This is a genomic window from Kitasatospora sp. NPDC008115 (assembly GCF_042957205.1).
Lineage (GTDB): Bacteria > Actinomycetota > Actinomycetes > Streptomycetales > Streptomycetaceae > Kitasatospora.
This window is the reverse complement of sequence record NZ_JBIBHU010000001.1, coordinates 127461-147182: the sequence shown is the minus strand read 5'-3', so window position 1 is coordinate 147182 and position 19722 is coordinate 127461. Positions and strand designations below refer to the sequence as shown.

At 73.5% G+C, this 19722-nt stretch carries 17 protein-coding genes and 2 tRNA genes; 15 read left to right on the top strand and 4 right to left on the bottom strand.

From position 1 onward, the window contains the following. Positions 1–8 precede the first annotated feature (8 nt). The 6 genes from ACFZBX_RS00615 to ACFZBX_RS00590 all read left to right on the top strand — a co-directional run bounded on the left by ACFZBX_RS00615 (position 9) and on the right by ACFZBX_RS00590 (position 6594). Positions 9–1343, top strand: a complete 1335-nt coding sequence (locus ACFZBX_RS00615) for an MFS transporter (RefSeq protein WP_391530493.1) — start codon at positions 9–11, stop codon at positions 1341–1343. A gap of 64 nt (positions 1344–1407) precedes the next feature. Next, a tRNA-Thr gene (locus ACFZBX_RS00610) sits at positions 1408–1480 on the top strand. A 234-nt stretch (positions 1481–1714) separates the two neighbouring features. Then, positions 1715–2383, top strand: coding sequence for a LuxR C-terminal-related transcriptional regulator (locus ACFZBX_RS00605; RefSeq protein WP_380754255.1), 669 nt, complete (start codon positions 1715–1717; stop codon positions 2381–2383). A gap of 195 nt (positions 2384–2578) precedes the next feature. Further along, complete coding sequence (galE, locus tag ACFZBX_RS00600) at positions 2579–3541, top strand: UDP-glucose 4-epimerase GalE (protein WP_380754258.1); 963 nt, start codon at positions 2579–2581, stop codon at positions 3539–3541. Between the two features lie 319 nt (positions 3542–3860). Next, the gene (locus ACFZBX_RS00595; RefSeq protein WP_391530490.1) at positions 3861–4877 is read left to right on the top strand and encodes a LuxR C-terminal-related transcriptional regulator; all 1017 of its coding nucleotides are present in this window, start codon (positions 3861–3863) and stop codon (positions 4875–4877) included. Between the two features lie 88 nt (positions 4878–4965). Then, positions 4966–6594, top strand: coding sequence for a polysaccharide biosynthesis protein (locus ACFZBX_RS00590; protein ID WP_391530489.1), 1629 nt, complete (start codon positions 4966–4968; stop codon positions 6592–6594). Positions 6595–6629: 35 nt separating this feature from the next. On the opposite strand, the gene ACFZBX_RS00585 is transcribed toward ACFZBX_RS00590, so the two are convergent. After that, positions 6630–7124, bottom strand: coding sequence for a MarR family transcriptional regulator (locus tag ACFZBX_RS00585; RefSeq protein ID WP_320435994.1), 495 nt, complete (start codon positions 7122–7124; stop codon positions 6630–6632). 110 nt (positions 7125–7234) lie between these two features. Here ACFZBX_RS00585 and ACFZBX_RS00580 point away from each other — a divergent pair, with 110 nt between their 5' ends. Further along, positions 7235–8098 (top strand): methyltransferase domain-containing protein, encoded by an 864-nt coding sequence (locus tag ACFZBX_RS00580; RefSeq protein WP_391530487.1) that lies wholly within the window; start codon positions 7235–7237, stop codon positions 8096–8098. A 39-nt stretch (positions 8099–8137) separates the two neighbouring features. Here ACFZBX_RS00580 and ACFZBX_RS00575 read toward each other — a convergent pair whose 3' ends face one another. Both ACFZBX_RS00575 and ACFZBX_RS00570 read right to left on the bottom strand, forming a co-directional pair. Continuing rightward, positions 8138–8740 carry a TetR family transcriptional regulator gene (locus ACFZBX_RS00575; RefSeq protein ID WP_391531020.1) on the bottom strand — a complete coding sequence of 201 codons (603 nt, stop codon included), beginning with the start codon at positions 8738–8740 and terminating at the stop codon, positions 8138–8140. Between the two features lie 173 nt (positions 8741–8913). Further along, a complete protein-coding gene (locus ACFZBX_RS00570; RefSeq protein ID WP_391530486.1) occupies positions 8914–9981 on the bottom strand; it encodes an acyl-CoA desaturase in 1068 nt (355 codons plus the stop codon). 243 nt (positions 9982–10224) lie between these two features. Between ACFZBX_RS00570 and ACFZBX_RS00565 the strand changes: the two genes are divergently transcribed. The 8 genes from ACFZBX_RS00565 to ACFZBX_RS00530 all read left to right on the top strand — a co-directional run bounded on the left by ACFZBX_RS00565 (position 10225) and on the right by ACFZBX_RS00530 (position 16645). Then, a tRNA-Gln gene (locus ACFZBX_RS00565) sits at positions 10225–10298 on the top strand. 172 nt (positions 10299–10470) lie between these two features. Then, positions 10471–11940, top strand: coding sequence for a bifunctional UDP-N-acetylglucosamine diphosphorylase/glucosamine-1-phosphate N-acetyltransferase GlmU (gene glmU / locus ACFZBX_RS00560; RefSeq protein ID WP_391530485.1), 1470 nt, complete (start codon positions 10471–10473; stop codon positions 11938–11940). A 203-nt stretch (positions 11941–12143) separates the two neighbouring features. Beyond that, a complete protein-coding gene (locus ACFZBX_RS00555) occupies positions 12144–13121 on the top strand; it encodes a ribose-phosphate diphosphokinase (protein ID WP_391530484.1) in 978 nt (325 codons plus the stop codon). Between the two features lie 281 nt (positions 13122–13402). Continuing rightward, positions 13403–13993, top strand: a complete 591-nt coding sequence (locus ACFZBX_RS00550) for a 50S ribosomal protein L25/general stress protein Ctc (RefSeq protein ID WP_380754278.1) — start codon at positions 13403–13405, stop codon at positions 13991–13993. Between the two features lie 108 nt (positions 13994–14101). Then, a complete protein-coding gene (gene pth / locus ACFZBX_RS00545; protein ID WP_380754281.1) occupies positions 14102–14683 on the top strand; it encodes an aminoacyl-tRNA hydrolase in 582 nt (193 codons plus the stop codon). 231 nt (positions 14684–14914) lie between these two features. Next, positions 14915–15187 carry a hypothetical protein gene (locus ACFZBX_RS00540; protein ID WP_391530483.1) on the top strand — a complete coding sequence of 91 codons (273 nt, stop codon included), beginning with the start codon at positions 14915–14917 and terminating at the stop codon, positions 15185–15187. Positions 15188–15306: 119 nt separating this feature from the next. Further along, complete coding sequence (locus ACFZBX_RS00535; RefSeq protein ID WP_380754287.1) at positions 15307–15843, top strand: SigE family RNA polymerase sigma factor; 537 nt, start codon at positions 15307–15309, stop codon at positions 15841–15843. A 352-nt stretch (positions 15844–16195) separates the two neighbouring features. Then, positions 16196–16645 (top strand): hypothetical protein, encoded by a 450-nt coding sequence (locus tag ACFZBX_RS00530; protein ID WP_391530481.1) that lies wholly within the window; start codon positions 16196–16198, stop codon positions 16643–16645. A gap of 87 nt (positions 16646–16732) precedes the next feature. Here ACFZBX_RS00530 and ppc read toward each other — a convergent pair whose 3' ends face one another. Then, complete coding sequence (gene ppc / locus ACFZBX_RS00525; protein WP_391530479.1) at positions 16733–19531, bottom strand: phosphoenolpyruvate carboxylase; 2799 nt, start codon at positions 19529–19531, stop codon at positions 16733–16735. Positions 19532–19722: the final 191 nt, after the last annotated feature.

The window sequence follows — 19722 nt, the reverse complement described above, 5'->3', positions numbered from 1 at the left end:
TTGGGGGTATGGGTGCGACGGGGCAGATGCGGCGGGCCGCTGCGGCGGCGTTGATCGGTACGGCGATCGAGTTCTACGACTTCTTCATCTACGGGACGGCGGCGGCGCTGGTCTTCGGGGAGGTGTTCTTTCCCGAACTGGGCACGGTGGGGGCGTTGTTGGCGGCGTTCTCGGTGTACGCGGTGGCGTTCCTGGCGCGGCCGTTGGGGGCGGTGGTGTTCGGGCACTTCGGGGACCGGCTGGGGCGGAAGACGACGTTGGTGGTGTCGCTGCTGCTGATGGGGTTGTCGACGGCGGCGGTGGGGGTGCTGCCGGGGTTCGAGGCGTGGGGGTGGTGGGCGCCGGTGGTGCTGGTGGTGCTGCGGGTGTGCCAGGGGGTGGGCCTGGGCGGGGAGTGGGGCGGGGCGGCGCTGCTGGTGGCGGAGAACGCGCCGGCGGGGCGGCGGGGGCGGTACGGGGCGTATCTGCAGTTGGGGCCGACGACCGGGTTCGTGCTGGCCAACGGGGTGTTCCTGGCGCTGCAACTCGGCCTGGACGAGGGGGCGTTCCGGTCCTGGGGCTGGCGGGTGCCGTTCCTGGCGTCGTTGGCGCTGGTGGCGGTGGGGCTGTTCGTGCGGCTGCGGCTGGAGGAGACGCCGCTGTTCCGGGGCGAGGTGCGGACCGGGGCCGAGCGGGCGCCGGTGGTGGAGGTGCTGCGCGGGCACTGGCGGACGGTGCTGGTGGGGTGCGGGGCGATCACGGTGGGGTACGCGCTGTTCTACCTGACCACCACGTACGCGCTGGCGTACGCGACGACCGGGCTCGGGGTGCCGAGCACGGTGGTGCTGTCGATGCTGCTGGCCGGTGCGGCGGGCAAGGCGGTGACGGTGTGGCTGAGCGCGCGGCGCAGCGACGGGTGGGGGCGGCGCCGGACGCTGCAGGGGGCGACGGGGCTGGCGGCGGTGTGGGGACTGGTGCTGTTCCCGCTGCTGGAGACGGAGCGGCGCGGGCTGATGTTCGTGGCGCTGGCGGGGGCGATGGTGGTGCTGGGGTGCCTGCTGGGGCCGCTGGCGGCGTTCCTGCCGGAGCTGTTCCCGACCCGGGTGCGGTACACGGGGGCGGCGCTGACGTACAACCTGGGCGGGGTGGTGGGCGGCGCGACGACACCGCTGATCGCGACCAGGCTGACCGAGGCGTACGGGACGGCGGAGCCGGTCGGCTGGTACCTGGCGGCGTGGGGTGTGGTGGCGCTGATCTGCCTGCGGATGCTGCCGGAGACCAGCGGAACGGACCTCGCGGTGGCCGGTGTGCCGCGCAGTCGCAAGGCCGCGACCGATTTCCCAATCGGCCCTCCGGCCGTGTAATGTCTTCCTTGTTCGAGCGGTCGGCGGAGCGGAAAGCGAGGCCGGGAGCGAGAACAGGGAACAGGCCCCTATAGCTCAGTCGGTAGAGCGTCTCCATGGTAAGGAGAAGGTCTGCGGTTCGATTCCGCATGGGGGCTCGGTCAGGACCTCCGCCTTCGGGCGGGGGTCCTTTTCGTTGTGCCTACGTGCCCACATGCCCACGTGCCCAGGCGGCCGCAGGCCGCATGCTCACGGGCCCGCGCGGCCGGGTGGTGAGACGGTCCGCTGAGACGCTCTGGCAGGTCGGGTACGGAATGCGCTCTGATGGTGCGTCATCGGCCGCGTTCCCCAGCCGGGCGGGGCTGTGGGCGGACGCCGACCTGGAGGGTCTCATGGGTGTGCGCCTCGTCGTGGTGGACGACCACCGACTGCTGGCGGAGGCGCTGGCCACCGCGCTCCAACTGCGCGGTCACCGGGTGCTCGCGGTGGGTTCGCCGGCCTCGGCGGCGGCCGATCTGGTGGCGGGCCGGCGGCCGGAGGTGTGCCTGCTGGGAGTGGCCGCGCCGGGGGAGCCGGGGGCGTTCGACGGGCTGCGGCGGATCCGCCGGGAGCGGCCCGAGGTGGCCGTGATCGTGCTCGGTCCGGTCGGTGAACTGCGGGGCGTGGCGGGGGCGTTCGCCTCGGGTGCGGCCGGGTACGTGCCGAGCGACGAGCGGATCGAGGTGGTCGAGCGGGCGATCGCGCGGGCCCGGGCCGGTGAGGCGGCGGTCGCGGTGGAGGTGCTGCGGGGCGCGTTCGACCAGTTGCTGAGACCGGCGGCCGAGCCGGACGACGAGGCGGTGCGGCTGCTGCGGCTGCTGACCCGGCGGGAGGTCCAGGTGCTGGCCCGGATCGCGGACGGCGAGGACACCGCGGCGATCGCGGCGGGGATGCGGATCGCGGCGAGCACGGCCCGTACGCACGTCCAGCGGGTGCTGATGAAGCTCGGCGCGCGGACCCGGCTGGAGGCGGCGGCGGTCGCGGCGCGCACCGGTCTGCTGGAGCGGATGGCGCGCGGCTGACGGGAGGCCGTCGGGCGGGTGGACGCGGGTCGTGCGCCCGGGCGGAAGCGGGGCGAACCGGGCGGAAGGGGCGGGCGGAGCGTCCTCCCGAAGTGGTCCTGAGCACCCCCGGCGGCCAGGGAGAATGGGCCGCAGTCGTACGAACGTCCCCGATGGCCCGCCGACGGCGGTCCATCGCCCGCTGGAGGTCGCATCATGAGTAAGTACCTGGTCACGGGTGGCGCCGGCTACGTCGGCAGTGTGGTCGCCGCCCACCTGCTGGAGGCGGGGCACCAGGTGACCGTCCTGGACGACCTCTCGACCGGCTTCCGCGAGGGCGTGCCGGCCGGTGCCGAGTTCGTCGAGGGCCGGATCCAGGAGGCCGGCAAGGTCCTGGACGCCTCCTTCGACGGGGTGCTGCACTTCGCCGCCTCCTCGCAGGTCGGCGAGTCCGTCGCGGACCCGGAGAAGTACTGGCGCAACAACGTCGCCGGCTCGCTGGAGCTGATCAGCGCGATGCGCGCGGCGGGCGTGCGCAAGCTGGTGTTCTCGTCGACCGCCGCCACCTACGGCGAGCCGGAGTCCGTGCCGATCGCCGAGACGGCCCGCACCGCGCCGACCAACACCTACGGTGCCACCAAGCTCGCCGTGGACCACCTGATCACCAGCGAGGCCGTCGCCCACGGCCTGGCCGCCGTCTCGCTGCGCTACTTCAACGTGGCGGGCGCGTACGGCGCCTACGGCGAGCGGCACGACCCCGAGTCGCACCTGATCCCGCTGGTGTTCCAGGCCGCCCTCGGCCAGCGCGAGCACATCGCGGTCTACGGCGACGACTACCCGACCCCGGACGGCACCTGCATCCGCGACTACATCCACGTCGCGGACCTGGCCGACGCGCACCTGCTGGCGCTGGACGCCGCCAAGCCGGGCGAGCACCTGATCTGCAACCTGGGCAACGGCAGCGGCTTCTCGGTCCGCGAGGTGATCGAGTCGGTCAAGCGCGTCACCGGCCGGGAGATCCCGGTGGTGGTCTCCGGCCGCCGGGCCGGCGACCCGGCCGTGCTGGTGGCCTCCGCCGAGCGCGCCCACCAGGAGCTGGGCTGGACCCCGCGCCGCCCGAACCTGGACGACATCGTCGCCGACGCCTGGAAGTTCACCCTGGAGAAGAACGGGCTGTAGGCCCGCCGGCTCCGCCGCCGCACCGGGCGCCGCCCCCGTACCGACGAGGGGGCGGCGCCCCGGCGTTTCCGCGGCCGGCCGGGAGCGGCTCGTCGAGGCACCAAGTCACGCCAATTTCGCACCTCCTGACGAAACTTCACCAAACCCCCACCGAGCCGGCGCCCACCCCGTACGCTGATTCCGGTACCGGTGGGGGCCGGCACCTCGGCGCTTCCGAATGTCCGGGAGGCGGTCGGCGCAGGAGCGCCCGGACAACGGCGGCGGGACGTGGGGCGCCGTCCCGGACGCGGGGCCGGAGCTGAGCAGGGGGGAAGTCACGATGGGGCGGATCCGCGTCCTGGTGGTCGACGACCACCGGATCTTCGCCGAGGCACTGGCCGCGGCGCTCGCCGCCGAGCCCGACGTCGAGGTCGGCGCGGCGGGCAGCGCGGCCGCCGCGGAGCGCGCCCTGGAGCGTGCCGCCACCGAGGGGCGGGCGTTCGACGTCGTCCTGGTGGACGCCGATCTCGGGGTGGCCGAGGGCGGCGCCCTGGCCGCGCGCAAACCCCGCCAACCGGGCGCCGACCCGCCCGACGCGCTGCGCCGCCGCCCGGGACCCGCCGTGCCCTCGCCCCGCCGCCCGCCGACGGCTCCGACCGCGGGCCCGCCCACGGCGCCGGGCCCGGCCGGCGCCCCCGGCGGGGCGGCCCGCTACCCGGCCGCCGCGCGACCGGCCGGCCCGTACCAGGAACCGCACCCCGCGACGGCGACCCCGTCCACCGCCCAGGCGCCGTCGGCGGCCGCGCCGTCCACCGCCCCGGTACCCGACGGCATCACCCTGCTGGCCCGGGTCCGCCGCCACCACCCCGGTCTGCGGGCGATCGTCCTGGCCACCGCCGACGACCCGCAGCGGGCCGCCCGCGCCCTGCATGCCGGCGCCACCGGCTGGGTGGCCAAGGAGAGCTCGCTGGCCCGCCTGCTGGCGGTGATCCGGGGCGTGCTGCGGGACGAGACCCATCTGCCGCCCGCGCTGCTCACCGGGGTGATCCGCGAGCTCACCACGGCCCGCCGGGACCGCACCGAGAGCGAGCGCCTGGTCGACACGCTCACCCCGCGGGAGAAGCAGATCCTGCGCTGCATGGTCGCGGGCCTCGGCCGGCAGGCCGTCGCCGAGCGGCTCTACCTCTCCCCGCACACCGTCCGCACGCACATGCAGAACGTCCTCGGCAAGCTCGGGGTGCACTCCACCCTGGCCGCCGTCGCGGTGGCCCGCCGGGCGGGCGTCAGCCCGTCGGAACTCGCCGCCCCCACCGTCCCGCCGTCCGTCGCCACGTCCACCTCTCCCGGCGCCGGCTGATCCGCCCGTCCGTCACACCCAGGTACCGGCCCGGGGCCGTCCCCGCCGCCGGCTCAGGTCCGTCAGGTCAGGGAACTCCGGAGGACAGATGTCGCCGCACAGCACTTCCGCACGTCCGCACGCGGCCCAGCAGGGCGCGAACGACGGCGCGAACGAGGCCGTGAGCGCCCCGGGCGCCCGCCCGGACACACCGTCCGGCAGCTCCGATCCGGCCTCCGGCAGCCCCGCCGCGCCGCCGACGGGGCTGCGCACGCTGGTGGTCGGTGCCGGGGCGGCCGGCACCGCGCTGGTGCGCGACCTCGGCCGGGCCCCGGAGTTCGGCCTCGCCCCGATCGGCCTGCTCGACGACGACCCGGCCAAGGCGGGCCAGACGGTGGACGCCGTCCCGGTGCTCGGCACGCTGGCCGAGCTGACCGCGCTGGCCGTCGAGCACCGCGCCCACGTCGTCGCGCTGGCCATCCCCGGGCTCGACCCGCGCCGGGTGCGGGAGCTGGCCGGAGCCGCCGCCGCGGCCGGCGCGGCCGTCCGCTACCTGCCGTCCTTCCTCGCCGCGCTGCGCCGCGAGGTGGTCGGCTCCGACATGCGCAGCCTGGACGTCAACCGGCTGATCGGCCGGCACGAGGTGCACGTGGTCTCCGCCGACGTCCGGGACGTGATCGAGGGCCGGCGCGTGCTGGTGACCGGCGCCGGCGGCTCGATCGGCAGCGAACTCTGCCGCCAGGTGCACGCGTTCAACCCCAGCGCGCTCTACATGCTCGACCACGACGAGTCCAATCTGCACCGGTTGCAGCTGGAGATCTGGGGCGAGGCGCTGCTGACCGACGAGTCGCTGGTGATCGCCGACATCCGGGACCGGCCGCGGATCCAGCAGATCTTTCGCGACCTCAAGCCCGAGGTGGTCTTCCACGCCGCCGCCCACAAGCACCTGCCGCTGCTGGAGCGCCACCCCAGCGAGGCGGTGAAGTCCAATGTGCTGGGCACCGACCACCTGGTGGAGGCGGCGCTGGCCACCGGCGTCGAGCGGTTCGTGCTGATCTCCACCGACAAGGCGGCCGACCCGACCTCGGTGCTCGGCGCGAGCAAGCGGCTGGCCGAGCTGATCGTCCGGGCGAACGCCAGGGACGCCCGCGCCCTGGGCACGGGGGTGTTCTCCGCGGTGCGGTTCGGCAATGTGCTGGGCTCGCGCGGCTCGCTGCTGTCGGTGCTGGCCGAGCAGCTGCGCAGCGGCGGGCCGGTGACGGTCACCCACCCCGATGTCACCCGGTTCTTCATGACCATCGAGGAGGCGGTCGGCCTGGTGCTGGAGTCCGGCCGGATGGCGCGCGGCGGCGAGGTGTTCGTGCTGGACATGGGCGAGCCGGTGCGGATCGTCGACCTGGTGCACAACTTCGCCGAGCAGGTGCAGCTGGCCAGGGACGAGGTGGAGATCCGCTACACCGGGCTGCGGGCCGGGGAGAAGCTCAACGAGGCGCTGTTCTCGGAGGGCGAGGAGCGGCTGCCGACCGAGCACGCCCGGATCTACGCCACCGTCGCGGACGCCGCGGCCGGTCCGGAGGACCTGGCCGGCGGGCTGACCGGGCTGTACCGGGCGGCGGCGGTGAACAGCGACGACGAGGTGCGCCGCCGGCTGGCCGAGCTGCTGCCGGGCTACCGGACACCGGAGCCGGCCCCCGCCCCGGTGCCCGCGCTGAGCACGCCCTACCCGGACGGGTTCTAGAGACCCTGGCGGAGGCCGCCGGGGGCCGCCGGGTCCTACGGGATGTTGTCGAAGGGTGCGACCAGCTGCCGCAGCAGCCCGGCGAGCTCGCCCTGCTGGGCGGAGGTCAGCTGGGCGAGCAGTTCGCGCTCGTGCGCGAGCAGCCCGGCGAGCGCCTGGTCGGCGCGGTCGCGTCCGTCGTCGGTGAGCCGGACGAGGACGCCGCGCCGGTCGTCCGGGTCGGGCAGCCGCTTGACCAGGCCCTTGCCGGTGAGCCGGTCGATCCGGTTGGTCATGGTGCCGGAGGTGACCAGGGTCTGGGTGAGCAGCTGGCCGGGGGAGAGCTGGTACGGGGAGCCGGCCCGCCGCAGCGCGGTCAGCACGTCGAACTCCCAGGGCTCCAGACCGTGCTCGGCGAAGGCGGTCCGGCGGGCGCGGTCGAGGTGCCGGGCGAGCCGGCTGACCCGGCTGAGCACTTCGAGCGGTTCCACGTCGAGGTCGGGGCGTTCCCTGCGCCATGCTGCGACCAGCCGATCGACCTCGTCCTCCATGGCGATCAGTGTATCGGGGGTTGTGTCGATGTGAAGTCTCTTGACATCGAGAAATCCAGTCCCGAAGCTGGCATGGATATCTTGATGTCGAGATACCTGTGAGGCCGACCATGACCACCCCCGTCTGGGACCCCGGGCAGTACCTGCGCTTCGCCGACGAACGGACCCGCCCGCTGCGCGACCTGCTCGCCAGGGTCCCCGCCCTCCCGCACGAACCCGCCCCGGTCGTCCTCGACATCGGCTGCGGCCCGGGCAACTCCACCGCCGTCCTGCGCGAGCGCTGGCCCGCCGCCCGGATCACCGGGATCGACAACTCCGCCGAGATGCTCGCCGCCGCCCGCGGTGAGGGCGAGCCCACCGCCGACTACCTGCTCGCCGACGCCGCCGACTACGACCCGGCGCAGGCCGCCCCCGACGCGATCGTCTCCAACGCGGCCCTGCAGTGGATCGGCTTCGGGGCGAGCGGCCGACCGCCACAGGGGCCCGTCTCGCCGAAGGCGGGCGAGGAGGGACGGACCGAAGGGCACCTCGGGCTGCTGCCGCGCTGGGCGCGGGCGCTGAAGCCCGGCGGGGTGATCGCCTTCCAGGTGCCCGGGAACTTCGGCTCGCCCAGCCACACGGCGCTCGCCGAACTGCGCGAGAGCCCCCGTTGGCGGGCCGTCCTCGGCGAGGACGCCACCCGGGCCGGCGTCCACGAGCCCGGCGCCTACCTGGACGCGCTGGAAGACGCGGGCTGCGCAGCCGACGTCTGGGAGACCACCTACAGCACCCTGCTCACCGGGCCGGACCCGGTGCTGGAGTGGGTCAAGGGCACCGCCCTGCGGCCGGTGCTCACCCGGCTCGGCGACGTGGCCGAGCGGGCCGCCTTCCTCGCCGAGTACGGCGCGCTGCTGCGCGAGGCCTACCCGGCCGGGCCGCACGGCACCGTCTTCCCGTTCCGCCGGATCTTCGCCGTCGGAGTGAAGCGGGCCTGACGCGCTCAGACTGGCCCGATGCGCTCAGGCCCGACGCGCTCAGGCCTTGCGATCGCCGACCAGCTTGGGGTGCCGCTCCATCCCCTCCAGGCCGTGCCAGGCCAGGTTCACCAGGTGGGCGGCCACCTCGGCCTTCTCCGGCTTGCGCACCTCCAGCCACCACTGGCCGGTCAGCGCGACCATCCCCACCAGCATCTGCGAGTACATCGGCGCCAGCCGGGCGTCGAAGCCGCGGGCCTTGAACTCCAGGCCCAGGATGTCCTCCACCTGGGTCGCGATGTCGCTGATCAGCGAGGCGAAGGTGCCCGTCGACTGGGCCACCGGGGAGTCCCGGACCAGGATCCGGAAACCGTCCGTCGAGGTGTCGATGTAGTCCATCAGCGCGAACGCCGCCTGCTCCAGCAGCTCGCGCGAGTGCCCGCCGGTCAGCGCCCCGGTCACCATGTCGAGCAGCAGCTGCATCTCGCGGTCGACCACCACCGCGTACAGCCCCTCCTTGCCGCCGAAGTGCTCGTACACCACCGGCTTGGACACCCCGGCCCGCTCGGCGATCTCCTCCACCGAGGTGCCGTCGTAGCCGCGCTCGGCGAACACCGTGCGGCCGATCTCCAGCAGCTGCTCCCGGCGCTGCTTGCCGGTCATCCGCACCCGGCCGCCCCGCCGGCGCGGCGTGGCCGCAGCGGCGTCCGGCCCGGCGGCGGCACGCGGACGGGCCTGCGCCGGACCGGGCGCGGCGTCCGTCCGCGTGCTCTGGTGGCCGCCTGTGCTGTCTGCGCTGCTCCCGTTCACCCCTACATCATGCTGCAGGTGCGCCCTCATGCGGCGCGGCGGGCGGCGATCCGCTGCGCGTCCGGCCAACGGACGTCCCGGACCCAGCCCGCCAGCTCGAACCAGCGGATCAGCCGGGCCGAGGAGTCGAGCTGTCCGCGCAGGACGCCGTGACGGGCCGAGGTGGGGTCGGCGTGGTGCAGGTTGTGCCAGGACTCGCCGCAGGAGAGCACGGCCAGCCACCAGACGTTGCCGGAGCGGTCCCGGGAGCGGAACGGCCGGCGGCCGACCGCGTGGCAGATCGAGTTGATCGACCAGGTGACGTGGTGCAGCAGCGCCACCCGGACCAGCGAGCCCCAGAAGAAGGCGGACAGCGCGCCCTGCCAGGAGAGCGTGACCAGCCCGCCGACCAGCGGAGGCAGCAGCATCGACAGGGTGGTCCAGAGCCAGAACAGCCGGGAGATCCGCCTTATGGCCGGGTCGCGGACGAGGTCCGGCGCGTACTTGAGCTGCGGGGTCTGCTCCTCGTCGAAGAGCCAGCCCATGTGCGCCCACCACAGGCCCTTGAGCAGCGCGGGGACGGTCTCGCCGTAGCGCCAGGGCGAGTGCGGGTCGCCGTCCTTGTCGCTGTACCGGTGGTGCTTGCGGTGGTCGGCCACCCAGCGCACCAGCGGGCCCTCGATCGCCAGCGAGCCGGCCACCGCGAGGGCGAGCCGCAGCGGGCGGTTGGCCTTGAAGGCGCCGTGGGTGAAGTAACGGTGGTAGCCGACGGTGATGCCGTGACAGGTGAGGAAGTACATGACGGTGGCGATCGCGACGTCGGTCCAGCCGAGGCCCCACCCCCAGGCCACCGGGACGGCGGCGACCAGGGCGGCGAAGGGGACGGCGATGAACAGCGCGAGCGCGATCCGCTCGGCGGCGCCCTGCCGCTCCCCGCCGCGGGTGGCGGAGAGCCGCCGCGCCTCGGCCCCGGCGTCCGGAACGGCGGAGCCGGAGTCGGAAGCGGGGGCGGCGGTGGCGGCGGTGGCGGACGGGTCGGGGGCGTCGGGTCCGGGGGCGGAGGAGTCGATGGGGCGCGCGGAATCGGCGTGCGCCTCGCCGGCCTGGATGGTCATGGGCGTCCCTTGCGGGGGAGAGGACGGAGGCTACGTTGGCGTAACCTACGGAATCGTAGGTTGCGCTCCGCCACCGAGGGAATACGCAGCCGGGCGGCGCTTGAGTGAATTCACCCGACTGGATGGATGACATCCGGTTCTCGGGCGGGGCCCCGGCGGGCAGGCCGGAGGAGGTAGATGTGACGGCCCATTCCCCGTAGTCTTGGCGAAGCGCGTCCCCGGGAACGGGAGCGGACGCGCCGGTCCCGGATCGTCTAAGGGCAGGACAGCTGGTTTTGGTCCAGCTTATGGGGGTTCGAATCCTCCTCCGGGAGCCATCTCAGGGCCGGTCGGCCCGGCCGGTGGCGGGGTCGGCGGGCGACGGCCCCCGGGGCCGGAGGAACGGTCATGCTCCGCGCACTATCCTCGAAGCGGCCAGGGCGCTGACGTGCGGGTCCCGCCGCTGGCCGCTCTGCCCTCCCCGTGTAACCGAATGAGGAGCCTCCCCCCGTGAGTGCCAATTCGCCTGCCGCCGTTGTCGTCCTCGCCGCCGGTGGCGGGACCAGGATGAAGTCGAACAGCCTCCCGAAGGTGCTGCACGAGGTCTGCGGGCGGTCGCTGGTCGGCCACGCGGTGGCGGCGGCGGAGGAGTTGACGCCGGAGCAGCTGGTCGTGGTGATCGGGCACATGCGGGAGAAGGTGGCCGGGCACCTGGCCGCGCATCACCCGGGCGCCCGGGCCGTGGTCCAGGAGGAGCAGAACGGCACCGGGCACGCGGTGCGCACCGCGCTGGAGGCGCTGGCGGCCGACGGGATCGAGCTCGACGGCACGGTGATCGTCACCACCGGCGACGCGCCGCTGCTGACCGGCGGGACGCTGAGCGCACTGGCCGCGGCCCACGCCGAGCAGGGCAACGGCGTCACCGTGCTGACCGCGGTGGTGCCGGAGCCGTTCGGCTACGGGCGGATCCTGCGCGACGGCGCGGACGGCGCGGTCGCGGCGATCGTCGAGGAGAAGGACGCCTCGGACGCCCAGCGGGCCATCGACGAGATCAACTCCGGCGTGTTCGCCTTCGACGCCAAGCTGCTGGTGGACGCGCTGGCCGAGGTCACCACGGACAACGCACAGGGCGAGGAGTACCTCACCGACACCCTGGAGATCCTGCGCCGGGCCGGGCACCGGGTGGGCGCCGTGGTCGCCGCCGACTACCGCGACATCCTCGGCATCAACGACCGGGTGCAGCTCGCGCACGCCCGCCGGCTGCTGAACGACCGGCTGCTGGAGCGGGCGATGCGGGCCGGCGTGACCGTGGTGGACCCGGCGACCACCTGGTTCGACGTCCAGGTCTCCTACGAGCCGGACGCGGTGGTGCTGCCCAACACCCAGCTGCAGGGCGCCACCCACCTCGGCGAGGGCTGCGAGGTCGGCCCGAACTCGACGGTCAAGGACACCCGGGTCGGCGCCGGCGCGCGTGTGAGCAACACCACGGCGGACGGCGCGGAGATCGGCGACCTCGCCACCGCGGGCCCGTACGCGTACCTGCGCCCGGGCGCCCGGCTGGCCCGCAAGGCCAAGGTCGGCACCTACGTCGAGGTGAAGAACTCGGAGCTGGGCGAGGGGGCCAAGGTGCCGCACCTCTCCTACATCGGCGACGCCACGATCGGCGAGGGCACCAACGTCGGCGCCGCCTCGGTCACGGTGAACTACGACGGCGTCAACAAGCACCGCACGGTGATCGGTGCGCACTGCCGTACCGGATCCGACAACATGTTCATCGCGCCGGTCACGGTGGGCGACGGTGCCTACACCGCCGCCGGCTCGGTGATCACCGGCGACGTGCCGCCCGGCGCGCTCGGCGTCAGCCGGGCCCAGCAGCGGAACATCGCCGGCTGGGTGCAGCGCAAGCGCCCGGGGACCGCGTCGGCGCAGGCCGCAGCGGTGGCGACGGAGCGCGACGAACAGGCCGCGACGGAGGCCTGAGCGGGCGGGCGGAGGCCCGGCACAAGGTCCCGGGGCGGACGGTTCGCGAGCGGGCGCGTAACCTTGGGGTCATACGTGCGCCATTGGGCTTACCGCCCGTGTCCAGGCGTACCGACAATTCCCCCGACCCCTCTCGCCGGCTGGCGGACGCCTGCCCGCGGTACGGACGGGATCGACGTCAGCAACGCGAGGAGACGGTGGCAGTGAGCGGGATCACGACGTCGGGCGAGAAGAAGCTGAAGCTCTTCTCCGGCCGTGCCCACCCGGAGCTGGCGAAGGAGGTGGCCGAGTCGCTGGGGACCGAACTGGTTCCGACCAAGGCCCTGGACTTCGCCAACGGTGAGATCTACGTCCGCTTCCTGGAGTCGGCCCGCGGTGCCGACTGCTTCGTGATGCAGAGCCACACGGCTCCCATCAACCAGTGGATCATGGAGCAGCTGATCATGATCGATGCTCTGAAGCGGGCCTCCGCCCGGAGCATCACCGCGATCCTGCCCTTCTACGGGTACGCCCGCCAGGACAAGAAGCACCTGGGCCGCGAGCCCATCTCCGCCCGCCTGGTCGCCGACCTGCTGCGCCAGGCCGGCGCCGACCGGCTGATGGCCGTGGACCTGCACACCGCGCAGATCCAGGGCTTCTTCGACGGCCCGGTGGACCACCTGTTCGCGCTGCCGCTGCTGGCCGACTACGTGGGCGAGCGGGTCGACCGCAGCAAGCTCACCGTGGTCTCCCCGGACGCCGGCCGGGTCAAGGTGGCCGACCAGTGGTGCGACCGGCTGGACGCGCCGCTGGCGATCATCCACAAGCGCCGCGACATGACCCAGGCCAACACCATCCTGTCGGCCGAGGTCGTCGGTGACGTCAAGGACCGGGTCTGCGTCCTGGTCGACGACATGATCGACACCGCCGGCACGATCTGCGCCGCCGCCGACGCGCTGTTCGAGGCCGGTGCCGCGGACGTCCTGGTGGCCGCCACCCACGGCGTGCTCTCCGGCCCGGCCGCGGACCGTCTGAAGAACTCCCGGGTCAGCGAGTTCGTGTTCACCAACACCCTGCCGACCCCGGCCTCGCTCCAGCTGGACAAGATCACCACGCTGTCGATCGCCCCGTCCATCGCCGCCGCGATCCGCGAGGTGTTCGAGGAGGGCTCGGTCACCAGCCTCTTCGAGGGCGTGCACTGACCAAGCCCCGTGCGCGCGGCCCCGGTTCCCTGCGGACCGGGGCCGCCGCCGATTTCGCGAGAGACCGCGACTCCGGTTAGACTCGTGAAACTGCTCGGCGAGGGATGCCGTGCGCCCGCACCGCGGGTGCCCGCTCCGTGATCGACGCGCTGCCGGTTCCGGAGTCCCGGACTTCCGGCAGAGGTCGTGCGCCGCCGAGTGACCCCCGAAATGAGGGTGTGGTCCCGGCGGTTTTTCGCGTTGCCTGCACCCCCGCGCCAGCTTTCACGAGGAGTGCAGTCGTGTCCGAGATCCGCCTTGCCGCCGAGACCCGTACCGAGTTCGGCAAGGGTGCCGCCCGTCGCGCCCGCCGCGCCGGCTTCGTCCCCGGTGTCGTCTACGGCCACGGCCACGCGCCGGTTCACCTGAACCTGCCCGGCCACGACCTGATGATGGCCCTGAAGACCCCGAACGCCCTGCTGGTCGTGCCGATCGAGGGCAAGGACGAGTACGTGCTGCCGAAGGCCGTCCAGCGCGAGGCCATCAAGCGCACCATCGAGCACGTCGACCTGCTGCTGGTCAAGCGCGGCGAGAAGGTCACCGTCGAGGTTCCGGTCCACACCGAGGGCGAGCTGGCCCCGGGCGGCAACCTGCTGGAGCACGTCCTCCAGGCGCTGCCGATCGAGGCCGAGGCCACCCACCTGCCCGAGGCCGTCACCGTCTCGGTCGAGGGCCTGGAGGCCGGCGCCTCGATCCACGCCAAGGACATCGCCCTGCCGAACGGCGTCTCGCTGGCCGTCGAGGCCGACGCCGTCGTGCTCCAGGTGATCGCCGCCCAGGCCGCCCCGGCCGAGGAGGAGGCCGCCGAGGCCGAGGCCGGCGCCGAGGCCTGAGCCTCTCGCACAGTCTGAGACCGCTGCCCCGGTCGCTCCCGCTGGAGCGGCCGGGGCAGCGGCGTGTCCGGGATGATGGCGGTGAACATGACCACGAGGAGCGGTGGGATGAACGACGAGTCGTACGAGGGCCCCTGGCTGGTGGCCGGGCTGGGCAACCCGGGGGAGCAGTACGCCCGGAACCGGCACAACATCGGGTTCATGGTGGTGGACCTGCTGGCCCAGCGGATGGGCGCGAAGTTCAAGGCCCACAAGAGCCGGGCCCAGGTCGCCGAGGGGCGGCTGGCGGGGCGGCGCGTGGTGCTGGCCAAGCCGATGTCGTTCATGAACCTCTCCGGCGGGCCGGTCACCGCGCTGCGCGACTTCTACAAGGTCCCGGCCTCCGCGCTGGTGGCCGTCCACGACGAGCTGGACATCGACTACGCGACCCTGCGGTTGAAGCTGGGCGGTGGCGACAACGGGCACAACGGGCTGAAGTCCATCACCAAGTCGCTCGGCCCCGACTACCACCGGGTGCGGTGCGGGATCGGCCGCCCGCCGGGCCGGATGGAGGTCGCGGACTTCGTGCTGAAGGACTTCTCCGCCACCGAGCGCAAGGACCTGGAGTGGTTCGTGGACCGCTCGGCGGACGCGGTGGAGGCACTGCTCTCCGAGGGCCTGGAGCGGGCCCAGTCGACCTACAACACCTGATCCGGGGTCAGCGCCCCGCCTCCGCCCCCAGGGGAAGGGCGGTGGTCCGACCGGGCAACAGTCGTACAACTCTTGGGGGACCAAACCTGAATCCCTGTGAGAAATCTGTGCCGATCGGATAGCGTCAGGCCAGTACGCGAACGGGTTGGGGAGTTCTCGATGCGGAGTTTGCGGCCGGTCCGGCGCCTTCGGCGGATCCGGGTGGTTCGGCTGGGAAGGCTCGGACGGCGGGTGGGCACGGCGGGTGCGCTGGGCACCGCGGGAGCGCTCGGTGTTGCCGGGGTGCTGCTGGGCGGGGCCGGTGCGGCGTACGCCGACCCGATCGCGGAACCCGATCCGGGTGTGGTGTCCCCGGAGCCCGTCTCGGCGCAGCTCGGCCCGGTGCTCGGCGGCTCGGTCGGCGGTGACGCCGGCCTGCTGGCCGTCGGCGGCGGGCTGGTCGTCGCGGCGGGCGGCGCGGCCCTGTGGGTCAAGCGCCACCGGGCGGGCGAAGCGGGGGAGTGAACGGACTCTGAGGAGGGGCCGGGGACGGGGTCGACCCGTTCCCGGCCCCTCCGGTGTTCCGTCCGGTCTTTTTTCCGGGACGTGTCATCCGTCGGCGACCGCCCGTGCGTCTGGTTGGCATGAAGCGCGAATCGATGCGGCCGGGGGGCTTCACCGAGGACACCCGGAGGGACGATCCGTTCGACGAGTTCGTCGCGGCGCGGTACCAGGCACTGCTCCGCGGCGCGTTCCTGATCACGGGGAACGTCCACGACGCGCGGGACCTGCTGCACGACGCCCTGTCCCGGGTGTACGTGCGGCGCGGCGCGATCCGCGACCCGGGCGCGGCCGAGGCGTACGTCCGCCGGGCGATGGTCCGCACCCATGTGTCACGGTGGCGGCGGACCCGGCGGGAGGTGCTGACGCCGCTGCTCCCGGAGTCCCCGGTGGCCGCGGCGGACCCCCGGGACGAGGAGCTGGAGGCGGCGCTGCGGTCGCTGCCGCCCCGTCAGCGGACCGCGGTGGTGCTGCGGTACTACGTCGACCTGTCGGTGGCCCAGGTGGCCGAGGAGCTCGGCTGCTCGACCGCGACGGCCAAGACCCATCTGGCGCGCGCGATGAGGACGCTTCGGCAGGAGCTGGCACCGGTACGGGAGATGGTGTGTCATGACGGGTGAGAGGAGAGGGCCGGAGCCGGACGCGTTCGAGGAGGAGCTCGTCGTCCGCCTCGACTCCAGGGCGGCAGTGGTGCGGGGGCGGCCGCCGGTGGCGGAACTCCGGTCGGCCGGCCGGCGCAGGGCGCGGCGGCGGTTGGCGGTGCGGTCGGTCGTGGGGGCGCTCGCCCTGGTGCTGGGGCTGGGGGCCGTGACGCAGCTCGGCCGGTCGGGCGGTCCTGCCGGGACTGTGCACCGTCCGGCATCGGGGCGCACCGAGGCGGACCTGCCCTCGTACCTCACGGGTACGGAGCTGCCGAAGCCGTGCCCGAGGGGCCCGGGTGCCCTGGGGCTGGAAGAGGCGGGACAGACGACAGTGACACTGCCCGACTGGTCGGACCCGGCCGTGGGGCCCTCGACGGTGCAGGGCGGCCGTTCGGCGGCCGAGGTGGCGCTCGCGATCGGGCAGTTCGGTGCGAGGCACTTCCCGGACCGGTGGTTCGGAGTCTGCTTCGACCAAACGATGAACAAGGTGTGGGTGCAGCGCACCCCCGGCGGGGACCTCGACCGGCAGGCGCTGGACGACGTCCGGCATCCGGGCGTGGAGATCGAGTTCGTGAACGTGATGGCCTCGCGCAAGGACTTCGCAGCGCTGACCGAGCGGATCATGGAGACCGACCGTTTCTACTGGGAGGCCAAGGGCGTGGACATCCGGGATGCCCGAGTCTCCGAGGACGGTGCCGGGGTGGTCGTGGTCGCGCTGGGGGCGCAGGACGAGATCAGGGCCCGCTACTTCCCCCTGGTGATCAAGGTGCGGCCGTACTGACCCGGCGGGGGTGGGCCGGTGCGGGCATGGGGAGGGCCCCGTGACGCGACGTACGCGTCACGGGGCCCTCCCCGTGCCCGGGGCCAGTCAGCCGGTGTTGCGGAGGCCGGCGGCGATGCCGTTGACGGTCAGCAGCAGGGCGCGGGCCCGCAGCGGGTCCTCGTGGCGGCCGGTGGCGGCCTCCTCGCGCTGCCGGCGCAGCAGCGCGACCTGGAGGTAGGAGATCGGGTCGAGGTAGGCGTCGCGGACCGCGAAGGTCTGCTTGAGCACCGGGTTGTGCTCCAGCAGCTCGTTCTCCCCGGTGAGGCGGAGCACCTCGCGCAGGGTGAGGTCGTGCTCGGCCTGGATCTGGTCGAAGACGTGGTGCAGTTCGGCGGGCACCAGCTGCTCGACGTAGTGGCGGGCGATCCGCAGGTCGGTCTTGGCCAGCGTCATGGCGACGTTGGACAGGAAGTTGCGGAAGAAGTGCCACTGGCCGTACATCTCGTCGAGCACGTCGCCCAGGCCCGCCTCGCGGGCGGCGGCCAGGCCGGCGCCGACGCCGTACCAGCCGGGGACGATCTGGCGGGACTGGGTCCAGCCGAACACCCACGGGATGGCCCGCAGGCCGTCCAGGCCGGCGCCGGAGTCGGGGCGGCGGGACGGGCGGGAGCCCAGGTGCAGCGAGGCGAGCTGGTCGACCGGGGTGGCGGCGAAGAAGTACTTCGGCAGGTCGTCCTGCTCGACCAGGGCCCGGTAGGAGGTGTGCGCGGCCTCGGAGACCCGGTCCATCGCGGCGTCCCAGCGGGCCAGCTCCTCGGGGGCCTGGCGCGGGGCGGTGTGCAGCGCGGAGGCGGCCAGCGTGGCGGAGAGGGTCAGTTCGAGGTTCTCCCGGGCCAGCGAGGGCAGCAGGTACTTGTCGGAGATGACCTCGCCCTGCTCGGTGACCTTGATCTCGCCCTCCAGGGTGCCCCACGGCTGGGCCAGGATGGCCTCGTGCGAGGGGCCGCCGCCGCGGCCGACGGTGCCGCCGCGGCCGTGGAAGAGCCGCAGCCGGATCCCGTAGCGGTGGGCGACGTCGCGCAGCCGGCGCTGGGCGCGGTGGATCTCCCACTGGGAGGTGGTGATGCCGCCGAACTTCGAGGAGTCGGAGTAGCCGAGCATGACCTCCTGGACGTCGCCGCGCAGCGAGACGAGCAGCCGGTAGGAGGGGTCGGAGAGCATCTCGTCGAGGATCCGGTCGGCCTGCTGGAGCTCGTCGGTGGTCTCCAGCAGCGGCACGATGCCGATCTTGGCGATCCCGGCGTGCAGGTCGATCAGGCCGGCTTCGCGGGCCAGCACGGTGGCCGCGAAGACGTCGTCGGCGCCCTGGCACATCGAGATGATGTACGACTCGACGATCTCGTCGCCGAACCGCTCGAAGCCCTCGCGGATGGTGGTGAAGACGCCGAGGGTCTTGGCGCCGGCGGCGTCCAGCGGGGCCGGGGTGGGGGCGAGCGGGCGGCGCGAGCGCAGCTCCTTGGCGAGCAGCCGCTGGCGGTACTCGCGGGGCATGTCGGCGTAGCGCCAGGCCTCCTCGCCGAGCCGGTCGAAGAGCTGGCCGAGCGCGTGGTGGTGGGCCTCGGCGTGCTCGCGCACGTCCATGGTGGCGAGCTGGAGGCCGAACGCCTCGATGGTGCGGATGGCGCGGGCGAGCCGGCCGTCGGCGATCAGCCCGCCGCGGTGGGCGCGCAGCGAGTCCTGGATCATCCGCAGGTCGGCGATCAGCTCGCGGGTGCCGAGGTAGTCGCGGCCCTCGACGTGCGGGGTGCCGCCGGCCAGGCGCTCGCGGGTGTTCTCCAGCTTGAGCCGGATGCAGGTGGCCTTGAGGCGGTACGGCTCCTCGGCGTTCATCCGCTTGTAGCGCGGGCTCAGCTCGGGGAGCAGGTGGAGGTCGGTGTTGAGCGAGGCGAGCAGTTCGACGGAGGCGCCGGCCAGCCGCTCCGAGGTGGAGAGGGTGCTGCGCAGGTCGTCGATGGCGGCGAGGGCGTCCTTGATGCCGTACTCGTGCTGGAGGTTGAGGACGTCCCAGGTGACCTGCGGGGTGACGTTGGGGTTGCCGTCGCGGTCGCCGCCGATCCAGGTGCCGAAGGTGAGCGGGCGCACGCCGTCGGGCAGCTCCAGGCCGACCCGGGCGAGCTCCTCGTGCAGCTCCTCCAGGACCTGCGGGACGGCGTCGCGGTAGAGCTCGTCGAGGTAGTAGACGGCGTTGCGGGCCTCGTCGGTGGGCTCCGGGCGGGCGATGCGCAGCTCGTCGGTCTGCCAGAGCAGGTCGATGACCTCGGCGAGGCGGCGGTCGGCCTGGCGGCGGGCGGAGGAGGTCCGCGCCGGGTCGGCCTGGGAGAGGCCGGCGGCGATCTCCTCGCGGTGGATGCGGTCGAGCAGCTCGCCGATCCGGCGGAGCTTGTTGAGGACGCTGCGGCGGGCCGCCTCGGTCGGGTGCGCGGTGAAGACCGGGCGGACGGCGAGGTGGGCCAGGGTGTCGCCGAGGTGCTTGGGGTCGGCCTCGGCCAGCTGGTCGGCGGTCTGCGCGAGCAGCGAGCCCTCGCGGGCGCGGCGGGTGGCGAACTCACGGCCGCGGTGCACCTGCTCGGTGACGTTGGCGAGGTGGAAGTAGGTGGAGAAGGCGCGCACCAGCTTGGCGGCGGTCTCCAGGTCGATGTCGGAGAGCAGTTCGGCGGTGGCCTCGCCGTTGGTGCGGCTGAGCAGCCGGACCTGTTCGACCAGGCCGAGCAGCTGGGGGCCTTCCTGGCGGACCAGCGTCTCGCCGAGCAGGTCGCCGAGGCGACGGATGTCCGCGCGCAATGCGGCGTTGTCGGCGACCACGGGGGTCGGGTTGTCCGCCTGGCTGGGGACCGGAGCGGTCACGGCTGGCTCCCTCGGGGTGGTGGGGTGTTCGGCAACGGCTCATCGTCACAGGGCTGCCCCGCGTGTGGCGGGTGTGACGCGTGCGGACCGCGCTGTCCGACGCGACCAGCATAGGTGTCGGCCGCGGCGCTGTCCGCGAAGTGGCCGGATGGCGGACAGACATGCCCCGGGACCGTATGTGGTCTGGACCA

What these genes read in the sequence shown, in the direction of transcription:
- ACFZBX_RS00535 (WP_380754287.1), top strand. Translation starts at nt 15,307, where the DNA reads ATGAAGCGCGAATCGATGCGGCCGGGGGGCTTCACCGAGGACACCCGG.
- ACFZBX_RS00585 (WP_320435994.1), bottom strand. Translation starts at nt 7,124, where the DNA reads ATGGAGGACGAGGTCGATCGGCTGGTCGCAGCATGGCGCAGGGAACGC.
- ACFZBX_RS00580 (WP_391530487.1), top strand. Translation starts at nt 7,235, where the DNA reads ATGACCACCCCCGTCTGGGACCCCGGGCAGTACCTGCGCTTCGCCGAC.
- ACFZBX_RS00575 (WP_391531020.1), bottom strand. Translation starts at nt 8,740, where the DNA reads ATGACCGGCAAGCAGCGCCGGGAGCAGCTGCTGGAGATCGGCCGCACG.
- ACFZBX_RS00615 (WP_391530493.1), top strand. Translation starts at nt 9, where the DNA reads ATGGGTGCGACGGGGCAGATGCGGCGGGCCGCTGCGGCGGCGTTGATC.
- ACFZBX_RS00595 (WP_391530490.1), top strand. Translation starts at nt 3,861, where the DNA reads ATGGGGCGGATCCGCGTCCTGGTGGTCGACGACCACCGGATCTTCGCC.
- pth (WP_380754281.1), top strand. Translation starts at nt 14,102, where the DNA reads ATGAACGACGAGTCGTACGAGGGCCCCTGGCTGGTGGCCGGGCTGGGC.
- ACFZBX_RS00605 (WP_380754255.1), top strand. Translation starts at nt 1,715, where the DNA reads ATGGGTGTGCGCCTCGTCGTGGTGGACGACCACCGACTGCTGGCGGAG.
- ACFZBX_RS00570 (WP_391530486.1), bottom strand. Translation starts at nt 9,981, where the DNA reads ATGACCATCCAGGCCGGCGAGGCGCACGCCGATTCCGCGCGCCCCATC.
- galE (WP_380754258.1), top strand. Translation starts at nt 2,579, where the DNA reads ATGAGTAAGTACCTGGTCACGGGTGGCGCCGGCTACGTCGGCAGTGTG.
- ACFZBX_RS00590 (WP_391530489.1), top strand. Translation starts at nt 4,966, where the DNA reads ATGTCGCCGCACAGCACTTCCGCACGTCCGCACGCGGCCCAGCAGGGC.